General features: G+C 57.1%; 19 protein-coding genes. 12 read left to right on the plus strand and 7 right to left on the minus strand.

The genetic code is table 11. The features are described from left to right. Positions 1-58 precede the first annotated feature (58 nt). The 3 genes from C0V97_RS13655 to C0V97_RS13665 are packed head-to-tail and all read left to right on the plus strand — an operon-like array spanning position 59 to position 4,866. Positions 59-2,848 (plus strand): non-ribosomal peptide synthetase, encoded by a 2,790-nt coding sequence (locus C0V97_RS13655; RefSeq protein ID WP_127103130.1) that lies wholly within the window; start codon positions 59-61, stop codon positions 2,846-2,848. Continuing rightward, complete coding sequence (locus tag C0V97_RS13660; protein WP_158625424.1) at positions 2,805-4,208, plus strand: MATE family efflux transporter; 1,404 nt, start codon at positions 2,805-2,807, stop codon at positions 4,206-4,208. The genes C0V97_RS13655 and C0V97_RS13660 overlap by 44 nt, the downstream gene beginning before the upstream one ends. 1 nt (position 4,209) lies before the next feature. Then, positions 4,210-4,866, plus strand: coding sequence for a 4'-phosphopantetheinyl transferase (locus tag C0V97_RS13665; RefSeq protein WP_127103132.1), 657 nt, complete (start codon positions 4,210-4,212; stop codon positions 4,864-4,866). A 1,938-nt stretch (positions 4,867-6,804) separates the two neighbouring features. Here C0V97_RS13665 and C0V97_RS13670 read toward each other — a convergent pair. The 7 genes from C0V97_RS13670 to C0V97_RS13700 are packed head-to-tail and all read right to left on the minus strand — an operon-like array spanning position 6,805 to position 13,043. Beyond that, complete coding sequence (locus C0V97_RS13670; RefSeq protein ID WP_127103133.1) at positions 6,805-7,173, minus strand: hypothetical protein; 369 nt, start codon at positions 7,171-7,173, stop codon at positions 6,805-6,807. Then, on the minus strand, positions 7,166-8,563 hold the full coding sequence (gene hydA / locus C0V97_RS13675) for a dihydropyrimidinase (RefSeq protein WP_127103134.1): 1,398 nt from the start codon (positions 8,561-8,563) through the stop codon (positions 7,166-7,168). Before hydA ends, C0V97_RS13670 begins: the two co-directional genes overlap by 8 nt. 27 nt (positions 8,564-8,590) lie before the next feature. Continuing rightward, a complete protein-coding gene (locus C0V97_RS13680; RefSeq protein WP_127103135.1) occupies positions 8,591-9,244 on the minus strand; it encodes a GntR family transcriptional regulator in 654 nt (217 codons plus the stop codon). Continuing rightward, complete coding sequence (locus tag C0V97_RS13685; protein ID WP_127103136.1) at positions 9,241-10,188, minus strand: dihydrodipicolinate synthase family protein; 948 nt, start codon at positions 10,186-10,188, stop codon at positions 9,241-9,243. The genes C0V97_RS13680 and C0V97_RS13685 overlap by 4 nt, the downstream gene beginning before the upstream one ends. Further along, a complete protein-coding gene (locus C0V97_RS13690; protein WP_127103137.1) occupies positions 10,185-11,372 on the minus strand; it encodes an FAD-binding oxidoreductase in 1,188 nt (395 codons plus the stop codon). Before C0V97_RS13690 ends, C0V97_RS13685 begins: the two co-directional genes overlap by 4 nt. Continuing rightward, positions 11,369-12,793: an NAD(P)/FAD-dependent oxidoreductase gene (locus C0V97_RS13695; protein ID WP_127103138.1), complete on the minus strand. Its 1,425-nt coding sequence runs from the start codon at positions 12,791-12,793 to the stop codon at positions 11,369-11,371. Before C0V97_RS13695 ends, C0V97_RS13690 begins: the two co-directional genes overlap by 4 nt. Beyond that, positions 12,780-13,043 carry a 2Fe-2S iron-sulfur cluster-binding protein gene (locus C0V97_RS13700; protein WP_233582173.1) on the minus strand — a complete coding sequence of 88 codons (264 nt, stop codon included), beginning with the start codon at positions 13,041-13,043 and terminating at the stop codon, positions 12,780-12,782. Before C0V97_RS13700 ends, C0V97_RS13695 begins: the two co-directional genes overlap by 14 nt. 136 nt (positions 13,044-13,179) lie before the next feature. Between C0V97_RS13700 and C0V97_RS13705 the strand changes: the two genes are divergently transcribed. From C0V97_RS13705 to C0V97_RS13745, 9 genes are all read left to right on the plus strand, one after another. Continuing rightward, positions 13,180-14,055, plus strand: a complete 876-nt coding sequence (locus tag C0V97_RS13705) for a transporter substrate-binding domain-containing protein (protein WP_127103139.1) — start codon at positions 13,180-13,182, stop codon at positions 14,053-14,055. After that, a complete protein-coding gene (locus C0V97_RS13710; protein WP_127103140.1) occupies positions 14,052-14,711 on the plus strand; it encodes an amino acid ABC transporter permease in 660 nt (219 codons plus the stop codon). The genes C0V97_RS13705 and C0V97_RS13710 overlap by 4 nt, the downstream gene beginning before the upstream one ends. Further along, complete coding sequence (locus C0V97_RS13715) at positions 14,711-15,361, plus strand: amino acid ABC transporter permease (RefSeq protein WP_233582174.1); 651 nt, start codon at positions 14,711-14,713, stop codon at positions 15,359-15,361. The genes C0V97_RS13710 and C0V97_RS13715 overlap by 1 nt, the downstream gene beginning before the upstream one ends. A gap of 49 nt (positions 15,362-15,410) precedes the next feature. Then, complete coding sequence (locus C0V97_RS13720; RefSeq protein WP_233582175.1) at positions 15,411-16,091, plus strand: amino acid ABC transporter ATP-binding protein; 681 nt, start codon at positions 15,411-15,413, stop codon at positions 16,089-16,091. Positions 16,092-16,137: 46 nt separating this feature from the next. Beyond that, complete coding sequence (dapA, locus tag C0V97_RS13725; RefSeq protein WP_127103142.1) at positions 16,138-17,028, plus strand: 4-hydroxy-tetrahydrodipicolinate synthase; 891 nt, start codon at positions 16,138-16,140, stop codon at positions 17,026-17,028. Between the two features lie 196 nt (positions 17,029-17,224). Beyond that, positions 17,225-17,983: a transporter substrate-binding domain-containing protein gene (locus tag C0V97_RS13730; protein WP_233582176.1), complete on the plus strand. Its 759-nt coding sequence runs from the start codon at positions 17,225-17,227 to the stop codon at positions 17,981-17,983. A gap of 10 nt (positions 17,984-17,993) precedes the next feature. Then, positions 17,994-18,725 carry an amino acid ABC transporter permease gene (locus C0V97_RS13735; protein WP_127103144.1) on the plus strand — a complete coding sequence of 244 codons (732 nt, stop codon included), beginning with the start codon at positions 17,994-17,996 and terminating at the stop codon, positions 18,723-18,725. 9 nt (positions 18,726-18,734) lie between these two features. Then, entirely contained in the window at positions 18,735-21,671 is a 2,937-nt protein-coding gene (locus C0V97_RS13740) for an FAD-dependent oxidoreductase (RefSeq protein WP_127103145.1), read from the plus strand. Next, positions 21,668-22,405, plus strand: a complete 738-nt coding sequence (locus tag C0V97_RS13745) for an amino acid ABC transporter ATP-binding protein (RefSeq protein ID WP_127103146.1) — start codon at positions 21,668-21,670, stop codon at positions 22,403-22,405. The genes C0V97_RS13740 and C0V97_RS13745 overlap by 4 nt, the downstream gene beginning before the upstream one ends. Positions 22,406-22,552 lie beyond the last annotated feature (147 nt).

Raw genomic sequence — 22,552 nt, forward strand, 5'->3', positions numbered from 1 at the left:
CCGGGCGCAAAACCATCACCCGCTTTTCCAGGTCATGCTGGCGCTGGGCAATATGTGAATGCCGCAGATCGATATGCCCGGTCTGGAGGTCGGTTATCTCAGGGGCCGGACAGCGAGCGCCAAATTCGACCTGACGTTCAGCCTGACGGATCATGATGGCGGTCTTGGAGGTGAGATCGAGTTCGATACGGATCTGTTCGAGCGCAGCACGGTCAGTGCCATGGCCGAACGCTTCTGCATGATCCTGCAGAGCCTCGTTCTGAAGCCGGATGCGCTGGTAGGGGGGCTGGATATCCTGCTGCCCGAGGAGAGGGAGAAGGTTCTTGTTTCGTGGAACGACACGGCGATGTCGTATCCTGACACGCTGTGCCTGCATGAGTTGATCGAGCAGCAGGTGGCGATGACACCGGATGCACCGGCGGTGAGCTTTGAGGGGCATACGCTCAGCTATGCGGAGCTCAATATCCGGGCCAACCGTCTGGCGCATCATCTGATCGCGCTGGGTATCGGGCCTGACATGCCGGTTGCGGTCTGTCTGGACCGCTCGCCCGAGATGATGATTGCGCTTCTTGCGATCCTCAAGGCGGGCGGGGCCTATCTGCCGCTTGATCCGTCCTATGCCTCGGGCCGCCTGCAGCGTGTTCTTGACGATGCGCGCCCGGCGGTCCTGCTGCACGATGCCTCGGGACTTGCCGCACTGGGGGACTGGGCAGCACACGATACCATCCTGTGCAATGTCTGCGCGCCCGTCACACCCTGGCAGGCCCGGGAGGCAGGCAATCCTGATCGCCACCGTCTGGGACTGACCAGCCGCAACCTCGCCTATATCATCTACACCTCCGGCTCCACAGGGCAGCCAAAGGGGGTTGCGGTCGAGCATGTCAACGCCGTGGCTTTGCACGTTGCGCAAAAGCGTGATTTCGCCGCCACCTGCCGTAGCCGTGTTCTGCAGTTCTCGTCATGCAGTTTCGATGCCAGCATATTCGAAATCGTTATGGCGCTCACCGCAGGTGCAGAACTTTGTCTCATTACCCAGGAGCAGCGACAAAGCATCGAAACACTCTGGCATTTCATGATTCGCGAGAAAATCACGCATACGCTTCTTCCTCAGGCACTATTCAAAATCGATTTTGGCCTGGAATTCAATAATTCTCTCCAATATCTGTTTTTTGGGGGGGAAGCTCTCGGTGCGGATGTTATCACGCGTGTTCATGAAGTAAGTCAGTCCACAGTTATCAACATTTACGGCCCGACCGAAACAACTGTTTATGTCACGCACTGGGAGTGTCCGCGTGACATAACGGGTTTGCATTCTGTGCCGATCGGTCGTCCGATTGCGAATACGCAGCTCTATATTCTCGATCCTGCGGGCCATCCCGTGCCGCCCGGTGTATCAGGAGAGCTGCATATTGGCGGTCATGGTGTGGCGCGTGGCTATCTCAACCAGCCCGAACTGACGGCGGAGCGCTTCATCGCCGATCCCTTCTGCGCGGATGGTCGTGGCAGGCTCTATCGCACAGGCGATCTGGCCTGTTACCAGCCTGATGGGACCATTCTCTTCCTTGGGCGTATCGATCACCAGATCAAGATCCGCGGCTTTCGTGTGGAGCCGGGCGAGATCGAGACAAGGCTGCAGGAACAGCCCGGCCTGCGTGCGGCGGCGGTCATCCTGCGCGAGGACAGGAAGGACGATCCGCGTCTGGTTGCCTATGTGGTGCCGGAGCCGGGGCATGTTCCCGACAGCGCTGCGCTGCGCAATACGCTGGCGCATGAACTGCCCGACTACATGGTGCCGAGCGCCATTGTCGCGCTCGATGCCCTGCCGCTGACGACGAATGGCAAGCTCGACAGAAAGGCCTTGCCGGTTCCGGACTGTACGGCCGTGCAGATCGGACGCGCGCCCCGCACGCCGCGTGAGGCCGTGCTGTGTTCGCTGTTTGCCGAGCTTCTCGATCGCGAGAGCGTGGATATCGATACGAGCTTCTTCGATCTCGGCGGTCACTCCCTGCTGGCGACGCGCCTCATCAGCCGGATCCGCACTATTTTCTCCGTCAGCCTGCCCATACGCATCATCTTCGAGGCCCCCACCGTCTGCGCACTCGCTACCGCCATGGAGAAAATCGAAAATATCGACGGAGGTAGCCTCACCCTAATCAAGGCTGGAGGAGATCGAGAGCCCCTATTCTGTATTCACGGAGGCGCTGGACTTGTTTGGCCATTCCGGAATCTCGTCGACGATAAAGTCGGTGATAAATGTGAGCACAGGGCCATCTACGCTATCCAGGCCCGCGGTCTTGAAGACGGCGAGTGTCTTCCCGCGACCATGATGGAGCTGGTAGCGGATTATGTCGATCAAATCACAAGCAAGCAGCCGAGTGGTCCCTACTATATCTTGGGCTGGTCGTTCGGCGCCGTCGCCGCACATGCAATATGCGAAGCCCTAGAATCGCAAGGACGGGAGGTGGCCCATCTGATAATGCTTGACGGGTATTACGGCGAGATCAACAAGAGGGAGATGGGTACGCGCGCCGACACGGAGATTATTGATATCGCAAAGCGATATGGTCTCGATAATATCGATCATGAGATTATGGTTCGGGTGAATAATGTCTATCAAAATTGCGTTGCACTCCTGATTGGACACAATCCTCGGCCCGTGCAGGCCGATTGCGTGTTTGTGCAGTCGAGACAGTCATTACCCAGTCATGGAGACTTGCCGAACAAACTCTGGAAGCCCTTCGTGTGCAGTGCTTTCGAGGTCATCGAGACCGATATGGACCATTTCGATATGCTCTCGCCTGCGAATGGACGCGAAATCCGGCGCCTCATCCGAAAGTATCTCGGGTAAAGGGATGCAGGGGCATAAGAAGAGACTCCAGACGGTAGATTACACAGATGGCCCGATCTTAGGCCATCTGCTGAAATCATGTCCTGCAATTTTCCTGGGCATTGTGTTTCAGTCGCTCTGCCTGGTGGTAGACACGTATTGCGTTTCCTATTTCAGCGCGCAGGATGTTGCCGCTGTCTCTGCAGTTTTTACACTGTTGCTTCTCACTTCGGTGTTTTCGCAGGTCTTCTCTTCTGGCGGGATTGCCTGCCTCGCTCCTATTATCGGCAGCAAGGATAAGGCAGGATTTCTGAAAGCCGCGGCAGATGCTCTGAACTTTTCGTTAATCATCATGGTCGCCTATCTGGTACTGATCGCTCTATGTTCAGGCACGTATTTGAAGGCGATTGCAACCGACAGTCATGTCGATGCACTATCCAAACAGTATCTTTTGTTTTTCCTTCCCGCTCTTGTGCTCCCTCTGCCGATCGCTGCTATGAGCGCTTTTTTCAGAGCAAGCGGTATGCTAAGCGCACCCGTCGGTGCTCTATTGGTGATGATCGTCATCAACATTGTCCTTGCGCCCTGTCTGACCTTCGGATGGCTGATCTCCTATCCGTTAGGTGTTGTCGGAACCGCTATTGCCAGCTCTGTTTCCAATATAGTTGGCTTGGCGATATTGTTTGCATTATATGTCCGCGGTCATGACTCCTTGATATCGCTCGTACAGATCCCGTCGAGAGAAACAGTGTTTTCCATTTCTCGCGCTGGCATCCCGGCGTCAGGCGAGATTTTGATCATGTTTGTTGTTGGTGCGATTATATACTCACTAGTGAGTCCTTATGGAGCCGATGCTCAGGCCGGTCTCGGAATAGGATCAAGAACATTGCAGTTGTTGTTCTGGCCGGCTCTTTCCGCAGCTTTTGCGACAGCACCGATTATTGGGCAAAATCATGGAATTAAGCACAAAGAAAACATTTTAAAATCTATAAATTATGGCATTATTATTACGTCTATATTGATGTGTATCGGGATGATATTGATCATATTTCTGGGATATATGTTTATCAATGCCATCTCTGCAGATGAAAATATAGAAAAATATGCAATAACGTATATGAAAATAAAATGCCTCAGCTTTGTCCCGTTAGGTATTTCCATGGTGGTCTCCAACGCGCTGCAAGCGCTTGGAAGATCTGGATTGTCTTTCGGTGCAGCGGCCTCGCAGATGTTTCTCTTCGGCGCGCTGCTTGCGTTCCAATCTACCATTTCTGGTTTGTCTTTCGTATCATTGTCTATTGTCGAGGTATCTTCGTACGCTTGCCAAGCCATTCTATCTTTATACCTTCTGTGCTCAGCAATTCGACGCCTGGATTACTGAGTTGGTAGAACTAACGCGCGCATGGTGCGATTGCCTGCCTACGAATGTGATCGTTGCAAAAGCGGATCTCGAAGCTGGTCACTATCCGCTTTCGCAGACGGACGCTTTATCACTGCAACGCGTATCGGCCAGGCGCAGGCTAGAATTTGCTGCAGGCCGAGCTTGCGCGAGAGCGATCTGCTCGATGTTGGGTCGGTACGATGCAAATCTAGGCATTTCCGCCTCCGGTGCTCCTGTATGGCCAAGAGGGCTAGTGGGGACGATTACGCATTCAAGGAAAATGGCTTTAGCCGCGGGCGCATCCGCGAGAGACTACGAGAATATTGGGATCGATACCGAAATCGTGGGGCATATTGAGGACGGAATTTTAGATCTATTGTTTTCCAAGCGCGAAATAGAGTTCGTGGAGTCTCTGCCATATCCTGAGCAGGAGAAGGTCAAGACCGCTCTTTTCTGCTCGAAAGAGGCCTTTTTCAAAGCAAAGACTGCAATGCAGAAGTCGTTTAATAGCCCAAATGAAATTGAAATAGACGTGGATATTTCTACCAAAACTTTTCGCTCTCGGGTCGGTGATTGTACTGACGATATTGGCCTATACTATTTTCACGGGCTACACTGCGTCGCTTTTTATCTCTGTAAGACACAAATTCATATTTAGGTCACGTTAACGGCAGCACGGCAGATCTCGACGACAAGCGCGTCTTCAGTCGACTACGAACGGTACCGATTTCCGCTTAGTTGATCGCTACACGGTGTGGCTGCATTTCAGTGTCCCACTGAGCCTTTTTCTATTGGGAAAATGCTCCTCGATCGGGCCATTGTCGTCTCTTAGGCGGCAATCCATCGATGTAGTCTGAAATTCGTCTTCGTCCCCGTCGGCGCCCTGCGTCCTCAAAAAGCCTAATCCTGCTGATTTCCGGCATCTGGACGAGATTCGTTTCCTGATCCGTGTCTAGCTCGTGTTAACAAAAAACAAGCCAACGCCTTGTCGCGGCGGATTGAGGAAACCGACGAAGAACAAGGCATTCTTGTCGTCACGAGGTGCAGCTTTATCGCAATGGAATCATCGTAAAGAGGTCTTGGATCATCTGATACTTACGGAAACCGTTACCAGTTCCATAGCCCAGCTTTCCCTGGGCTATGGAACTGGTACGGTCATCGAGGCAGCTGCGGCTGTGTAGTCTGAAACCCGCCCCTCTGTGAAGACAGACCCGAAAGGACGTCCCTAATTGCCACATCCGGGGTGGATCGTGCTGATAAAGCCGCTGCGTGATCGACCCCAACCCTCCGAGCAAGCCCACCTTTTGGGCCTGTGGCTCGCGAATAGGCATAGGCTACAGCGTCGCATGGATCATGCGCTGCCAGTCATCACACAGTCCTCAATCTATCGTAGCTTGGAGGAAGGCGTCCCACATGCCATGTTCAGCCTAAAGCCTTCGTTTAGATGGCAGAGGCGGACTAATCAGCGCCGATTGCTGATCCGTCAGGTCACCCCGCGTCATATCTGTCTGCTCGCCCGTTATCCTACTTACACAGAGCTAATTGGATCTCAGGCGGCTCAAATAGGAACTTTTGGGAACGTCGCTAGCTGACTTACCAAGTGCGGGGGAGGCCTCGGACTGCCCCAGAAGAGGCTGGATATCCTTGGGCCCGTCCCAGCGAGAGTGGTAAGCGAACTCGATGGGGCGCAGTTTTAAAATATCCCATTCTCAGAACGATTCCGGGATAATCCCGGTCTGACGTCGCGAAAGCAAAAAAAACTATCAATTACGATAGAACATTTGAGAAAACTATGGATGCCTAACATCAATACCGCAATTGGTCTACATAGCTATTCCCAGTGATTTGAGGTATCTTTCTGTCTACGCGCTTTTTCCTGTTTCTTCCTATTCCCATTCTTGGGTAAACAATCCGGGGAGGCAAGAGCTGATTTCGAAGGTGCTCGTGGCTTGTAATGTGCTCGTCATGGTCGGGTGAATCATTGTACCGATCTGACATGTGATCTCGAGTTGTATGAGCGATTGATGGCTCCTCTATAAATCACAAAATATGCTTAGGGTGATCGATAGGTGGTGGGGATATCGATCATGCGTTGGAACTGGCGACTTCAGGACTCGACATGTTTCCAATTCGATAGGGCTCGTTGGTAAGGCGCTGAAAAGTGACTCTTAAAGGGCTCGGTTGTCTTCATTGGCTCTATGCAACACCTGGACGCTAACGCCACGCAGCAGCTTGTCGTGCAACTGCTGTCGCAAGAAACGATCCAGAGCTGGGCTACCGAAGGCGATCTTCTCATAAGAAGGTAGGTGCCGTTTGTAGCTGATTAGGGGGCGTTCTCATCGCTCGCACCCACCACGCCACGATTGATGCGACGTCGCCGGTGGAAATGCTGAGACGTCCTCTCTGAGATCGAAAGTCGAGAGGGAGGCAAAATCATTGATGATCACATATAATGACCCTCTGCACGGCGCTTGATAAAATTGCACAGGTTCGGCGCATGGCTCAGATGGGTTCGAACTGTTGCAAAAAAAATCTCATAGAAAATCCCGCAGAAGGAAAGTGCCGGCAGACAAGTGAAGACGACATGAGGTCGTTCTCATCGTGTGGTGACATAAGGATCGATATAAGTCTCCTGCTCTTCTGCCAGCCAAGATAGACGAGACCGCTTACGAAGCTTCGTGGCGCATCCCTCGTCCGAATTTACAATCTCGACCATGACGTGGATCCGTGACTGAATGTCGAGACCGAGACGTTTCAATTCGCTCTCGAGCAGGCTGAGAGAGATTTCAAATTTGACCACCCCCGGCTCATTGGAGAGCGTGATATCGCTCGCTCCGGCTTCCGAGCTTGTTGCTCGGGCAGCATTCAAAGAAGCCGAGCAATGGACGTAGGTGAGGGCGTCCCCAACATTGCCTTTATCGGGATGGGGTATCACACCTCGCTCGTGCCTGTCTCGATCACGCATGTGATCTTCCAGCACGCGCTAGATACAGTCCGTCTCCTGGAATGGAATGGAGCACACCATTCCCCATGGCCAAGCGTCCGCGGAGATAGGTGGCGACCGGCCACCCTGTCACCTCTCTGCCGTCATAGGGCGTGTAATCGATGGCACTCTCAAACAGCTCCGGTGAGATCGTTTTGCGAATGGCAGGATCCCATAAAACCAGGTCCGCGTCTGAGCCCGGCGCGATCGTTCCTTTTCTAGGATATAATCCGTAGCGTTTCGCAGGATTTGTGGCAGTAACGCGGACGAAATCTGTCAGATCGATCCGATCTCTGGTTATGGCCGCATCGAACAGAACAGGTAGGCGCGTCCCAAGTCCCGGCATACCATTTGGTATTTTGGAAAAATCGGCATTCCGCCCGTAGCGCGCCTTGCCTGAGGAGCCTTCATAAGTATAGCCACAGTGATCGGAAGAGACGACTGAGATCGTGCCGTCACGCAAAGCGCCCCACATACCCTCGCGTTCTACGGCGCTCCGCAAGGGGGGGCTGCATATGAATTTTGCCCCCTCGAACCCTTCGCGTTTGAGCTCATCTTCGGTCAGGGTCAGATAATGCGTGCATGTTTCTGCCGCTACCTGCACTCCGCGATCGCGCGCACGGGCAATCTCTGCTGCGACTTCCGGGCTCGAAACATGAAATATCTGTATCGGTTGACCGGTAACTTCGCTCAGAGCAATGGCTCGGGATGTGGCCTCGCGTTCGACACTCACTGGCCGCGATGTTGCGTGGCTGTGGGCGTGGATTTTACCCTCAGCTAGATGCTGGGACACCAGAAAGCGTATCGCCTCATAATTCTCGCAGTGGAGGGAGATGATCACGTCGTAAGGAAGTGCGGCAGAAAGCACCTGCAGGACCTGATCATCTGCAAGATGAAACGCGTCATACGTCATGAATACCTTCAGGCCTGCCGCGCCCAGTGCCACGACTTCAGGTATGCCCGTCTCCAACGTTTCCCGATCGGTGCGCGTGATGATTTGATGAATGGCATAGTCACAGCGCGATGCGTGGCCTTTATCGCGATAAGCCAGGAACTGCTCCTTAAGGCCTTTGCCGGGCAAATGGGCTGAGAAACACACAACTGTAGTGGTTCCACCGAGCAGCGCCGAGCCGGTGGCCGAGGCGAAACCGTCCTCATGAACGGTGCCATCCGCCTCATCTTGCTCAATATGGCAATGCCCGTCGACGCCTCCAGGCATCACGAGCAAGCCTGTTGCATCGACTTCTTTGTCGCCATGGAGATGATGTCCCAACGCGGCGATTTTCTCCCCGCTTATGCCGATATCGGCCCTGAAACGGTCGGTGGCGGTAACAATCAGGCCGTTCTTGATAACGAGGTCGTAGCGGGTCATTGCAAGCTCCTTCGAGGGCGGAGGACGTTAGCCGCCGCGTAGAATTTCCATGCAATCTGCAGCGACATTGCGCAGATGCGTGACCATGGCCTGCCGGGCAGCATTCACATCCCCCTCCAGCAAGGCATCGAGAATGGCGAGATGTTCAACAGTCGAGGCGGGCACACGACCAAGCGGGTATGAAACCTCGCAAAGTCTCGTAAGCGTGCGCAGGGAGTCGATCGTACGTACCATCACGCCATTTCCGGTTGTCTTGGGAAAAAGGAGATGAATGCGGTCGTCGAGCTGCCATTGCGCAGCAGTTTGCTCGGGTGTCTCTCCCAGCTCCACAACTTCCGCGCGCAGCGATCCGAGCATATTCCGGTCGAGCCGATCAAAGGAAAGCGCAATGGCTTCGCTTTCGAGGATTTCTCGAATATGGATGCCCTGGAAGAACTCGGCGGCAGAGACATTGCGTACGGCAAACGAGCGTGAGCCCTGTTTGACCAGAAGGTCTTCCGCGGCCAGGCGCATAAGCGCCTCGCGTACCGGTGTCCGCGAGATCTCGAGGTGATCGGCCAGTCTGCCCTCAACGACGGAGGTGCCACCCGGCAGTTTTTTCTCGAGAATCATCTGTCTGATCTGGGTGTAGGCCAGCTCTGCAAGATTCTGCTCGCGTTCAGCAACCCGGTACTCACTCATGCCTCTTCTTCCACTTTCATTGCGGCTTCCAGCGCGTGCTGAAGAACCAGCCATTCATTGGAAGAGAGGATATCAGAAGGTCGTCTGGTGCGGCAGGCGCTCCATTCTCCCATCATGACGAGGCATGCTTTGAGCCGCAACGTGGCCCTGCTGGACGGTGCCTTGCCATAGATCAGGTTGGCGAGCGGCTGGATCGCTTCATGGATCGTACGGGCTTTTGCCATATCGCCGCGCTCGACGGCATTCCAGAGCCGGCATATGGACCGTGGCAGTATGGCAGCGAGGCTGACGAGACTTCCTGTCGTGCCGATCGCAAAACAGGGAAGAAGATGCTCATCTCCCGAGGCCATGATCTGCACATGCGGTGCAACCCGCGCGGCCAGTCTCCTGTGGCGGTCATAGGCATTGGTCTCCCAACTGCCTTCCTTGACCGCAATGACGCCAGGCAGGCCGAGAAGGGTTTCGAGCAAGGGAAGGCTATAGGCCATGCCGCCACTGCCAATGGAGGATTGATACAGCATGACCGGCACCGATGACGCGGCGCATATGGCCTCGTGATGCGCGATAATTGCGGCATCGTCCTGCGCCACCGCCCATGAAAACGGGGGAAAGACGAGAAGGGCATCTGCCCCGGCATCAATAGCGTCCTGCGCATGGAGACAAGCCTCTGCCGTATCTTCGGCCAGAATCCCGCTCACGATCAGACGTCTCTCTCCAAGCGTCTCGCGTGCAACCTGTATGATCTGTTTCTTTTCTTTCCGGGCAAGCAGATGGTTTTCGCCTGCATGCCCGTTGCAGAGAATGCCGCTGATCTCGTCTGTTGCCGTGCAGGAGCGCAGATGAGCGCGCAGCAAGGAAAACTCGATACTCCCTGTCTCATCAAAAGGTACGAGGGTCGCGGCATAGATCCCCCTGAAATGAGAGGCCGTTTCGAAAGACGTCATGACGATCCTGTCAGGAGAGATTGAGGAGGCAGAGAGCCGGCCTTTGTCGGCGGTGGGGGAGTGAAACGACACGGGTCAAATGCCCGTAGGTCGGGGGCGCCCCCGAGGATCCGGTCTGCCAGAAGGCGGGCCATATACGGGCCGCTGGTAAAACCGGAATGGACGGAGCCGATGACGAACCGACTATCGTCCGTACCAAGCGCGCCGATCAGGGGCATAGCGTCAGGTGTTTCCGCCTCCTGCCCGAGCCAGACCCTGAGCACCATGGCGTTTCTGAGCGCGGGAATGACATGCTGGGCCAATCTCACATTGCCGCGCAGGTTTTCGGGTATGACGCGCGTCCCTCCTGCTTCAAGCGTACCTTCTCCCTGCCAACCACCGCCGATGAGAACACTTCCGTTGGTGAATTGCTTCAGCGAGAGCAGGCCGTTGGCGATGCTGATGACGCTGCCCATCACCTTGCTCATGGGCTCAGTGACGACGAGCTGGTTGAACAGACAGCGTATGGGGATGGGAAAACCCATCCAGCGAAGCATTTTCTCGAGCCAGGCACCTCCGCTCGCCACGATGCGCCCGGCACGAACAGGATGGGCGCGCTCACGCAGATAGATCGCGTGATCGCTCCCGTCACCCGTAACGATCCGCTCCACCTCGCTGTGTTCAAGCAGGGTGACGCCTCCTCGTTTCAGTGCGCGTGCATAGGCTGCCCCGACGCGATAGGACGGGATATGGCCGTCCAAAGCGCATGACGCCGCAGCACGTAGTCCCGGATTCAGTCCAGGTTCGATTTCCAGGGCTTTCCGGGCAGAAATAACATCGATTGGTGCGCCCGCTTCCGACCTGACATGCGCACGCGCTCGCAGCAGGGCTTCCTCAGCCTCGGTGAAGGCCAAGGACAGTCCGTGAGTGGAAACAGCGCCTACCGGCTCGCCAAGCCAACGCTCCGCGTCGAGCCACATCTCCCGCCCCCTGATGGCGTGGGGTATCAGTTGAGCGCGGGTCATATGCAGGGTCAGCGTGCCTGCGTTGATTCCCGAGGCAGCGCGAAAGAGCACTCCCCGATCCACGAGCGCCACCTTCATGCCTGCCTGGGCAAGGAATAACGCTGTTGTTGCGCCCATGACGCCCGCGCCAATGACAACGGTGTCGTAGCGTTCGGGGGCGGTTCCGATGGTCACGCTCATAATGGCGCCGCCTTCGGAAGCGGGATATCGTCATAAACGAACTCTCCCGAAATCGTACTCAGTGGAAGCGGGAAAAACGGGGTTCTTGCCGTGAGGATTCCGGTGTCCTGCGGGGATATATCCCCGGACTCCATCAGGATCTGACGCAGCCCGTCCTCGCAGGAGCGCCCCTGGCAGGGGCCCATGCCGCAGCGTGTCCACGCCTTGACCTGATTGACATCTCTTGCCCCTGCCGCGATGGCCTGGCGTACAGCCGAGGCCATGACCTGTTCGCAGCGACACAGGATCGTTGTATCCGGTATGGCAAGAGCGCAGTCATGACCGGACCGCATCAGGCGGCGCATCGTGACGGAAATCGCGGCCAGTTTTTGCAGGCGTCGAAGCGCCGGCGCCGCCAATGAGTCGAATTCGGCCTTGGTTATACGCCCGGTATCAAGCGCGATGGCATGGGCGGTGACAAGTCCTCTGAGCCGTGAAGCCTCCGCGCCCTCTATCCCGGCTGCATCGCCTGTCACATAGAGGTTAGTGATATCGGTGCGCCCCGCCGTATCAGTGACCGGTTTGAAGTAATCTCCTGACGGATCGTATTCATGCCGAGCTCCGGCTGCTCTCGAGAGGAGCGTTGTGGGCTTCAGGCCATCGCCATAGGCCAGTATGCTGGCATTCACGGTCGAGGAGGATTTCCTGCGATCCTTGGGGCAGATTGTCACGAGAACCCCATCTTCCAGATTCTGGATATCCGAGATGCGGGCATTGTAATGGATAGGGATGCGGGCAGCGGTGATCTGCGCCATCCATCGCGTGGCTTCCAGCAGACGCTCGGCGTCGCGATACAATTTCGTACCGAGTTCGATCCATTCCCCCACCCCTGCAGACGACACAATGGCCGCGACCTTGCCGCCAAGCGCAAGCACCTGGTGGGCGACCGAAAAGAGCAGCGGCCCGGATCCAGCCAGGACGATACTCCGACCGGGGAGCGTCCCACCCCCTCTCAGGAGAATGCTTGCACCTGCAAGGCCGATAACCCGCGGTGTCGTCCAGCCCGGTGCAGGAAGGAAACGCTCAACAGCGCCGTTGGCGATAACCAGTCGCTCGGCTCGGAGCTGAGCCATGCCATCGGGGCCAAGCAGATCGAGATCAAATCGCCCCGTCAGCCCCCATATGCGCGTAGCACGACGATGGTCGACCCCGGAAGCAGCAAGATGCTCACGTATCCTGTCGCCCTTTCTCCGTTCCTGGTCCGCACGGATTCTTTCTCTGGCATAGGGTGATGGGGCCCTGAAAACCTGTCCGCCTGCATCGGGCTGATCATCTATGAGCGTGACGGCAAACCCGTATCGAGAGAGTGCCACCGCGCAGGTGGTCCCGGAGACCCCGGCGCCTGCAACCGCGATATCGGGTCTGGGCTCAGAGGCGGTCATAGGGAAGAACCTGCATGTCGGTTTCAACAAAGGTGCGGCAGGCCTGTGCAGGCTTGCCATCAACGATGACACGGCACTCCTGACAAACACCCATGAAGCAAAAAGCCCCGCGCGTACCACGCTGGCCCTGACCCGGCATTCGGCTCTGTCCAAGGGCAAGATATCCAGCCCTGATCAGCGCAGCCGTCAGAGGCTCCCCTTTATAGGCTTCGAGCTTCTTGCCCTTGAAAGTGAGACGCACCAGGGTCACGATATTTCCTTATCAGAACGTTTTGATAGAGAATCTCAGAAACGGGTTTATTATCGTATACAAAGCGTATATTGCGATTAGATGAGGGGCGGGGAATCCGCAAGAGTAAACTCGCATCGGGGCAGGAAATCATCTTATGAGCAGCCTCACGGACAAGGCAGCGCAGAGCGTCAGGTGCGATGCCGGGTTGAATAGGTGTCGTGCCTTGTTCAGGCGTGGCGTCGCTGCGCGCGCGGCTGTTCTCTTCCTGAGTCTCCTCGGGTCTTGTGCTTTTGGTCCCGGGATGGCGCAGGCCCGTGATCTCGACGCGATACGAGCGAGCGGGCATCTGAATATAGGGGTGGAGCCCGGATTGCCCCCATTGGCTGGTTATGATGATCACAATCGCCTTGTGGGTTACGATCTCGATGTCGGCTCGTACCTCGCTCGCGAACTCAGGGTAGAGCCGCGCTTCGTCACGGTGACTTCAAGTGGGCGTATTCTCTATCTTCTGACGGGTAAGGTGGATGTCGTGCTCGGTGGGCTGACACGGACCGCCGATCGTGAGGCCGTCATCGCGTTTTCCGCGCCTCTCTATCGGGAGTCATTCGCGGCCATCATGCCGGGTTTTTCTCCGGTGCAGCATTTTGCCGATCTCACTACGGGCCGTTTTCGTCTGGTTGAGGTGCGTGGCTCCACCGCCGTTTCCTTTATGCGGGCACAGGCGCCCAGAGCGGCAATGCTCGCTCTTGATACATATGAGGATGCGATGCGCGCCCTCGCTCAGGGCCGGGGGGATGCACTGGTCGATGTCATTGACTATGTCGGGCATCTTGTTCCCCAAGATCCTCGCTCCCCCTGGCGCATAGAGAGGGGGTTTGCGCCGTCGGCCGGAGAGGACGGTATCGGGATGAATCCGCGAGACCGCGAACTCATCGCAGAGGTCAACAGGATCATTGAGGCGATGCGCAGGAGTGGCGCATTGCGTTCCATCGACAAGCGCTGGTTCGGTGCGGATACGCATTCAGAATGAGCGGCCTCGATTTTCATCCTGTCATGCTGAAGCTGCCTTTCCTGCTTGGAGGTGTTGGTACGACAATGCTGCTCGCGGGCATTTCCTTTGCTCTGGGTCTGCTTCTGGCGGTGGTGCTGGTGATCATGCGCGTCGATGGGCGTGGTCCGGTGAAACGGCTGAGCGTTATCTACGGGACGGCCCTGACGAATACGCCGCAATTGTCCCAGATCTTTGCGCTGTTTTATTCACTGCCGTTATTCGGCATGACGGTATCGCCTTTCATTTCCGTACTGACGGGCATGGCGCTCAATGCTGCGGCATACCTCGCAGAAATTCTGGCAACTGGTCTGCGAACCGTTCCGCATGCTTATCATGACGCTGCGCTCACGCTTGGGATGAACCGTTTTCAGATTTGGACCCGTGTTCTTCTTCCTCATGCCGGAAGGGCCATGTATCCGGCGCTTTCGAACCACTTCCAGATCATGATCCTCGGCTCCTCGATGGCCTCCATTTTTGGCGTGGAGGATCTGACCGGGCGTGCGTACGATATTGGCACCTCAAGCTTTCGTATCGTCGAAGTAATGAGCGTTACCGCAGGCCTTTATATCATCCTGTCCTTCGTCCTTGGGGGGCTTCTTGCGCTTTTCCATCACCTCTTGGAGCGCAGGGTCTGATGGTTTTCTCGGTCTATGATATCGCCCTTTTCGAACACGCTGTTCTGCGTACGGCCATTCTCTCACTGGGAGGCGGTTTGCTTGGGGTGGCTGGGGGTATTGCCCTGACCGCCATGCGTCTGTCGACTGTGAGATGGCTCCCGGGCCTTGGGCTGGTCGGTGCAGCCTATGTGCAGATCATGCGTCGGATTCCCTTCATCGTGACGCTTTATGGCCTTTTCTTTCTCGCTGGTGCATTGGGTGCCGATATCGGGGCAATGGGCGTGGCAATAGGGGCCATTGGCCTGATCGCCTCGGCCTATCTCTCGGAAATCATCCTGGGCGGTATTCGCACTGTCGGCCCTGAGCAATTCGATTCCGCACTCGCTCTCGACCTTCCTGTCTGGGCGCGCTGGCGCCATGTGGTTCTGCCGCAAGCCATGAGGGCCATTCTCCCGCCGGCAATTGGCTATCTCGTGCTCTTTATCAAGGATACGGCGCTGGCTTCCCAGATTGGTGTCGTGGAACTCAGCCAGGCGGGTGTGATCCTTTCAAGTCGCGGCTTGCCAGCGACACCCGTCTTTATTGTCGTCCTCTCACTATACTTCGCCTTGTCCTATCCGCTGACGCGGCTGAGTCGTGCTCTGGAGAAGCGTCTTGCCCTATCTTGATGTAAGCAATGTTTCTGTTCGAAAGGGTTGTAAGGAGATCCTCGGCGATGTGGGCTTTCAGGCCGGCCGTGGGGAAATCGTCAGCCTGATTGGGCCATCGGGTTCGGGCAAGACAACCATGCTGCGCGCCTTGATCGGGCTGCAGGGCGCTCAGTCGGGCACGGTTACCGTCGACGGACGCAGGATCGACCTCTCGGCGCCCAAGGCTGCCGCCTCTTTGAGACACAAGGCCGCAATCGTGTTTCAGAATTTCGGTCTGTTCGATCACATGTCGGTCCTGCGTAACCTGACCCTGGCACCCACGCTGGTGCATAAGCGGCCTGGCGACGAAGCCGAAAAAGAGGCGCGAACGCTCCTTGAAAGGCTCGGAATCGAGGACAAGGCCAAGTTGTCCCCGCGCGAACTCTCAGGGGGGCAGAAGCAGCGCGTCGCGATTGCCCGTGCCCTGATGCAGCGCCCTGCCTTGCTCCTGCTGGATGAGCCGACATCGGCTCTTGATCCGGCGCGTGTGCGCGAAGTCGGGCATCTGATGCAGGACCTGGCCGCTGAGGGCATGACAATCATTCAGGTTTCACATGCCATGCAGGCTGTGCGCAGCGTGTCGAGCCGCATCATTCTTCTGCAAGAGGGAAGGGTGATCCATGCCGCTGATAGCGCTGACGCCGCCACCCCCGATCATCCGATTGCGCGTTTCATGAATTCACAGGACGCCCAGGACAACATGGCCTGACCGCTTTGAAGGTCGGGGGACATCATTTTCAATTGAGAGTAAAATCATGAAATTTCGCGGCACTTATACGGTGATGATTACGCCTTTTGATCAAGAGGGTCAGGTGGATCTGTCTGTCCTGCGTCGTTTTACCGAATGGCAGATTGCGCAGGGTATTGCTGGTCTGATTCCGCTTGGTTCAACGGGTGAATTTCTGTCCCTTACCGACGAGGAGCGTCATCTCGTTGCCCGTACCGTTATCGAGCAGGCAGATGGTCGCGTTCCCGTTCTGATCGGAACAGGCGCTGAAAACACGCACGATGTCATCCGATACAGCCGCGAGGCTGAAACGCTGGGCGCAGATGGCGTCATGATCATCCCGCCATTTTATTCCACCCCGACCGATGACGAAATCTTCGCGCATTATCGCCTCGTTTCCGAGGCTATCGGCTTGCCGATCATGCTCTACAACAACCCAGCGACAGCCAATGTCGATCTGCGCCCCGAGCTGGTCGCACGGCTTTCGACCCTCGCCAATTGCCGCATGATCAAGGAATCGACAATGGATGTCACGCGTATACGCGACATCCAGCGCCTGTGCGGCGATGACATGGCCGTCTTCGGCGGGATTATGGGATATGAAAGTTTCCTCGAAGGGGCAGTGGGCTGGGTGGCCGTTGCCTCAAACGTCGCGCCGCACGCCATGAGCGAGATCTTCCGCCTTTGTGACGAATATCGCGACATCGCGCAGGCCAAAGCTCTCTATCATCGCTACCTCCCCCTGATCCAGCTTGTTGGCGGACAGGGGTATGTTGCGGGTAGCAAGGCGCTGCTGGGAATGATGGGCCTCGATGTTGGTCTTCCCCGGGCGCCGCGTCTCCCCCTCCCGGAGATGGCGCGCCTCAGGGCGGGCGAAATCGTGCGTGATCTCGATCTCAGGTTTGAGGGCCCGGTCTGAGATGCGGGGGAGGGGATTTATCTGCGCGGCCTTTTTCCTTTGGGTAGCAGCTATCGGGGCACCTTGCGGTTTTTCGTCGGAACTCGTTCCGGACAGAGCGCGTCCGACAAGAGGGGGGGAGGCCGAGATCGATAGCGCGACTGCTTCTGGCCATCTACCCGACGATGGTAACGCCAGCCGTCATGACTCCTGCCCGGTGCTTGATGGGTTGGTCAGGCCGGGAGAACTGGCCCTCGCGACAAATCCCACCTTGCCGCCACTCCAATATGTGGAGCCCTCCGGGGTGCTTGCCGGATTGCGTATCGATCTGGGTAGCGCCCTGGCGAGAAAACTATGCCTGCGAGCGGTCTATCACCGGGCATCCTTCGCCCAGCTCACGCTCGGGCTGCTCGAAAAGCGTTGGGATGTCATCGACACCGGTATGTTTTTCACACGCTATCGCGCGACGCTCATGACAATGGTGCCCTACGAGCTGCAGGCGATCAGTGTGTCGATGCAGGTCGATGATACGAGCAGGATACAGGATATCGCTGCACTTTCCGGGCACTCCGTGGGTGTCGAGATGGGGGGGATGGAGGAGGCTCAGGCCCGCGCCACCGATGAATCTCTGCGGAAATCAGGGCGGGCAGGGCTCGATATCAAGACGTTCCAGAACGTTGGCATTGCTTTTGCTGCGCTACGGGCCGGACAGGTTGCTGCCGTCCTGTCGATAGACGCGGTTGCGCAGCGCAATGCAGAGCAGGGCGGCGTAAAGCCTATATTGCGCGGGTTGTTTCCGACGCCTGTCACTCTGGCCTTTCGCGATCCCGGATTGGCACGTCTCGCGGCAACCGTGCTCGAACATATGCGCGTGAATGGCGAGCTGCTTCGTCTGATGGCGCCCTACGGCGTCGCGCCGTTCGATCATGTGATCATGGCGATCGGCCCCGATATGGCCGCCAGCAGAAGCCGATAAGGAGCCCCTCATGCAGGTCTGGAATTGGCAAGGTTTTTTCTCCTATCTCGAAAGCGGCTATCTTTTCCGTGGCGCGCTGATCACGATAGGTATGACGCTGATTGCGATCATCCTTGGCTTTGTGCTTGGTCTTGTACTGGCGCTGATGAAGCGCTCACCCGTTTTGTGGCTCTCGGCGCCAGCGCGACTTTATGTCTGGTTTTTCAGAGGGACGCCGCTGCTTGTACAGCTGGTGGTTATCTATGCCGGTCTGCCAAAGCTTGATATCCGCCTGAGCGTCTTGAGTTGCTCCATCATCGGGTTGACCCTCAACGAGGGGGCCTATCTTGCCGAGATCATCCGGGCGGGGCTGAATGCAGTCCCCAAGGGGCAAATTGCTGCAGCGCGTGCCTTGGGCCTGAGTGAAAGGCAGATCGCCAGGACGGTGACATTTCCGCAGGCATTCAGACTGATCATCCCGCCACTTGGCAACTCTGTGAACAGCCTGCTCAAGACGACGAGTGTTACTTCCGTGATTTCCATGGAGGAACTCATGCAGCGGGCACAGATCCTTGTGCAGGATCGGTTCATGGTGCTCGAGCTTTTCTCGGTGGCAGCCCTCTACTATCTGGCGATGACAACCGCCTGGGACGCTCTTCAAAGGCGCCTGGAAATCTATGCTGAGCGTCCGTACCGCCGGGAGAAGAGCGTGTCGGTAGGTCAGAAAGGCATTGCCATCGATCTCTCACAAGATGCTCGATAGGGGCATGCGATGCTAGATTTCACGTTCGAGGGCCGTCTGATTACCGCACAGCGCGGTCAGACAGTGAGTGCAGCCCTCCTTTCAGCGGGTGTGCTGGACCATCGTACGGCGTCCGACGGCACGAAGCGCGGTGCCTTTTGCGGCATAGGCGCCTGCCAGGAATGCCTGCTTTCGATTGATGGCGGTATGCCGCAGCGTGGGTGTCTCACCGAGGTCGCGCCGGGCATGAATGTCAGGCGTGCGCTCGCCCTTCCCGTTGACGAGAATGCGCCTGGCGTGTCGTCACAGGAGCCCCAGCGATCCGAAGCAATGCGTCCCGACAATCACGGGATGTCAGATGAAGCGCCGCTTGAAGAGATAGGGTGCGATATTCTGATCGTCGGGGCCGGCCCAGCCGGACTGGTGGTGGCGCGTGAACTCGCCAGAGGCGGGCGCGACGTTCTCCTTGTTGATGAGCGGCATCTTCCGGGCGGTCAGTATTTCAAGCAAAACGCTGTTGCCGCTGCCCAGGGCGACGCTCAAGCGAAGCGCGGAAGTATGCTGATTGAGGAAATGGTACATAGTGGCGCCCGTTATCTGGGCGATACCATGGTCTGGAGCGCTGCACGTGAAACAGATGGCCTGGTGCTAGGTGCAATAAAGGCAGGCCAGGCCTTTTACATCCGGCCTTCCCATCTGGTTATCGCGACAGGCGCGCAGGAAGCGCCGAGAGCGCGCCCCGGCTGGACCTTGCCTGGTGTGATGACCACCGGGGCCATGCAAACATTCGGGCGTGGTTATGAGGTAAGGCCAAAGGGGCCGCTCGTCATTGCGGGTAATGGTCCGCTCAATCTGCAACTGGCGGCAGAATATCTGGCGCATGGGGAGACGCAGATTAGCGTGGTGGAGGCTGCACCGCCACCCTGGCGTCGACTGCGCCAGATGGTTCTGGCCTTCATATGGTCGCCACGTCTGGCCCTGACCGGGGCACGGCATCTTTTGGCCCTCCGGCGAGCGGGGGTTGCGATTTTATGGGCGAGCGCTGCTTCGGCATTTGACGGTAAAGGCTCCTTGCAACGTGTCTGCATTCGGGGGAAGGACGGCAGTGAAAAATGGGTGGAGGCGCGTCTCTGTGCACTTGGTGACGGGTTTCTTCCCGCCAGTGAACTCGCGCGACTTCTGGGCTGCAGGACGCGGATCTCCACGCGTTTCGGGACGCATCCTGAGACCGGCCGCCGTCATGATGGCCGGACGGAGCAGGAAGATATCTCGATTATTGGCGAGGCAGGGAGTTTCGGCGGAGCGACTCTCGCCCAGGCTCAGGGGGTGCTCTGCGCAGATCGCCTTCTGACACCGCATCAGGGAAGCTCGATAAGGGACATAGCGTCCCGACTTGTACGTCGCTCCCTGGCGAGGCTTCGTTATGCTGTGGCTGCGCGCTTCCAATCCACGCTCTGGAAGCTCTATGAGCCGGATATCGTCCTCTCACGGTCCACCGGACATACGATCGTTTGTCGCTGCGAGTGTGTGACAGCCAAAACGGTCATCGAGCGGATCGAGCGCGATCACCTGTCTGATCTTGCCGCGATAAAGCGGGCAACGCGCGCTGGCATGGGCCGATGTCAGGGACGTTTCTGTCAGGCCACGTTGATGCAGTTCCTGCCCCAGCCGGAGGACGTGCAGGCTTTTACCGCCCCACAAATACCGCTTCGACCTGTTCCAATAGGGGCATTGGCGCGTCAGAAGCCCGAATGGCGGGGGCATCGTCGTGTCGAGACCCAGCGAGGGAGACCATCCCCGCGCCCGATCGACAAGACCCGCCATCGTGTCGCCGATGTGGCCGTCATCGGTGGCGGTCTCGTTGGCTTGTTCGCCGCCCGTGCTTTGGCCCAGGCGGGGCAGAAAGTGGTTGTGCTGGAAAAATCACGATTGGGCGCTCTTGCATCAGGGGGAAATGCGGGCAGCCTTCACGCCCAGCTCATGGCGTTCGATCCTGCTGAGGAAGGGGGCGGTGTTTCCTTGCAGGCGAGAACACTGGATCTGCAACGGCGTTCGATTGCGCTATGGCAGGCCCTCAGGCCCGAATTTGATCGCGATATCGAATTGAGTGTCTGCGGTGGTCTGGTGATTGCCGAGACTGATGCTGATATGGCCCGTTTGAGACGAAAGGTCGCGATAGAGCAGCAACTGGGTATTGCGTGCAGCATGGTGGACGCCCAGCAATTGCGTGTCATCGAACCAAAACTCAGGGAGGGTTTTCAGGGCGGAGCCTATTGTCTCGAAGAAGGCAAGATCAATCCCCTGGCAGCCACCCTAGCTCTGGCGCGGCTGCTCCGGGAGCGCGATGTCACGATTGAGGAGGGCCAGCGTGTCCGGGGTCTGAAGCAGGTTTCCAACGGTTTCGAAATCGATATGGATAACGAGGGCTGGTCGGTCGGGGCAGTGATCAATGCAGCCGGAGCCTATGCCGGTGATATCGCCGGTATGCTTGGTCAGTCTCTTCCGGTCTATGGCGCCCCCCTGCAGATGATCGTCACCGAGCCCGTGGCGCCTGTCGTGTCCTCGCTTCTCGCGCATGCCAGTCGGCATCTGACACTCAAGCAGGCGAAAAACGGATCGTTGCTGATTGGAGGCGGCTGGAGTGCCGGGATAGATCCGATACATGGTCATCCTCGTCCCTCGCGCGCCAGTCTCGAGGGAAATCTCTGGGTAGCGCTTCGCCTGCTGCCAGCTCTTTCCGGCGTCCGGGTTGTCAGAAGCTGGGGGGCGATGAACATCGATATCGATGGCGCACCTATTATCGGGGTGCAATGCGATAGGCCGGGATTCTGCTCGGCCGTAACGGCCAATGGCGTCACCCTTGCGCCGCTCATGGGGCAAGCCGCATGCGATCTCGTGCTGGGAAAAGACACAGGACTCGACCTTACCCCGTTTTCGCCTGATCGTTTCAGGAGCAATATTTCATGATCACGCTGGACAAGGTTTCCAAATCCTACGGCGATTTCCCTGTGTTGCAATCTTGCTCGGCAATTATCGGCCGAGGCGAAGTCGTTGTTGTATGTGGCCCCTCGGGTTCGGGTAAATCGACACTCATCAAATGCATCAATGCGATGGAAAACTTCGACGCCGGTCAGATTACTGCCGCAGGTATCGTCGTCGCACCCGGAACACGACCCATGACCGAATTGCGCCGCAAAGTTGGAATGGTGTTCCAGAGTTTTGAGCTTTTTTCGCATTTGACAATCGAGGACAATATCCTTCTGGCGCCGAAACTGGTTCTCAACCGTGGGCGTGACGAAAACAGGATGGTCGCGCAGTCTCTGCTAAAGCGCGTGGGGCTGGGCGAGCATGCAAGAAAATACCCCAGCGCCCTTTCCGGCGGACAGCAGCAGCGCGCCGCCATCGCGCGGGCTTTGGCCATGCAGCCTGAAATCCTGCTTTTCGACGAACCCACCTCTGCGCTCGATCCGGAGATGGTCCAGGAGGTGTTGCAGGTTATGACGGAGCTCGCGAATGATGGCATGACGATGATGTGCGTCACCCATGAAATGGGCTTCGCCCGACAGGTCGCGACACGGATTATCTTCGTCGATCGCGGCCAGATTCTCGATGATTGCAGCGCCGAGGCCTTTTTTGCGGGTCGCTGTTCCGTGAGGGCGCGGTCGTTCCTGACACATACATCTTCCGAGCTGCTCCGGTAAGCAGCGCCTGCCTTTCAGATGAGCTTTTGTCCAGGCGTGACCTGTGCCTGTGCCTGCATTTCACCTGAGGCGCGCCATTCCCTAGCATGATTGCTGGATGGACCCCGTTTCACAGAAAAATACACGGAATCGTAATATTTCGCTTCC

The sequence above is a fragment of the Asaia sp. W19 genome, from assembly GCF_003994335.1.
Taxonomy (GTDB): Bacteria; Pseudomonadota; Alphaproteobacteria; order Acetobacterales; family Acetobacteraceae; genus Asaia.